Origin of the sequence: Roseovarius sp. D0-M9, assembly GCF_037083805.1 — a bacterium.
Taxonomy (GTDB): Bacteria; Pseudomonadota; Alphaproteobacteria; order Rhodobacterales; family Rhodobacteraceae; genus Roseovarius.
The window spans coordinates 1-1,173 of the sequence record NZ_JBAPKZ010000121.1 but is presented as its reverse complement, the minus strand read 5'-3'; the positions used below and the strand labels follow the sequence as shown (position 1 = coordinate 1,173).

The window sequence follows — 1,173 nt, the reverse complement described above, 5'->3', positions numbered from 1 at the left end:
AGGCGCAGGTAGGCCGCACCATGATCTTCAACGCGATGCTGGATTTCTTCACCGATTTCGACGTGCTGGCCCTGCCCGTGGTCGGCAACATGCCGCATCCGCAATCCGAAGAATGGGTGCGCAAAGTCGGCGGTCAGACCCTTTCGGGCTACATGGATTGGTTACGCTTCAACTTTCTGGCCACGACGGCAGGGCTGCCCGCCATGTCGGTGCCCGTTGGCATTGGCCCGCGGGGCATGCCAGTCGGCCTTCAATTGATCGGCAAGCCGCGTGGCGAGGCCGGGCTGCTGGCAGCGGCTCGGTTCGTCGAAATGGCGATGGGCGGGCCGCTGGCGCCGATCGACCCGATCATGGGTTAAAGCGTTTCGCGAAAAACCTGAATCACAGAGCTTCGCGAAACGCAGAGCCACATATAGGCGTTGCACCCGTTTCGCCTTTTGCTGATGCCTCAGGTTAAAGGCGAAACGCTTTAAAGCAGGATCGCCGCCGCAGCCGCGACTGCCAGCCCGCCAATCAGCACAGCAAGTGCGATGGTTCCGCCCAATCGGCGCTGCNATCGCCGCCGCAGCCGCGACTGCCAGCCCGCCAATCAGCACAGCAAGTGCGATGGTTCCGCCCAATCGGCGCTGCGGCTGGACCGTGCCGCAGGAAGGGCACTGGACGGCGGTGCGGCTGACCTTGGCGCCGCAGATAAGGCAGTGTGGCATCAAGCGATGTGATCGCGGCCAAGCCGCTCGAAGACCGCGATGCACGGATCAATCAGTGCCACCTCGCAGTATTCGTCCGTCTGGTGCGCCATCGACATCGCGCCCGGCCCCATGATCAGCGTTGGCGGATTTCCCATCGCCGGTTTCAGCACCGAGGCGTCGGTGAAATAGGTGGCAGTCGCGACTTCCCGCTCCGTGCCGAGAATTTCCTCGGTCACGTCGAAGACACTCTTCAGCCAGGGATCCTCAAAATCGGTATAGACGTTGTCCATGTCGGTCAGCGGCTCCATCCGCACATGATCGCCCAGAAGGCGCTGCAGATCGGCCCGGATCTCGGCATTGGTCTGCCCGACTACGGAGCGGATATCGACGCCCACGCGCGCCAGATCCGGCACGGAATTGACGTTAAGCCCGGCATTCATGTTGCCCACGTTCAGCGTGGGCCCGCCCATCACCTGATGCGGCT

At 62.7% G+C, this 1,173-nt stretch carries 2 protein-coding genes; one reads left to right on the top strand and one right to left on the bottom strand.

Translation table 11 applies throughout. From position 1 onward, the window contains the following. Nucleotides 1–359 (top strand): amidase family protein (locus tag V8352_RS21785; protein WP_336426350.1); only part of this gene is annotated, 359 nt, incomplete at its 5' end. A 347-nt stretch (nt 360–706) separates the two neighbouring features. On the opposite strand, the gene V8352_RS21780 is transcribed toward V8352_RS21785, so the two are convergent. Beyond that, on the bottom strand, nt 707–1,173 hold a 467-nt coding region (locus V8352_RS21780), incomplete at its 5' end, for a M20/M25/M40 family metallo-hydrolase (protein WP_336426349.1).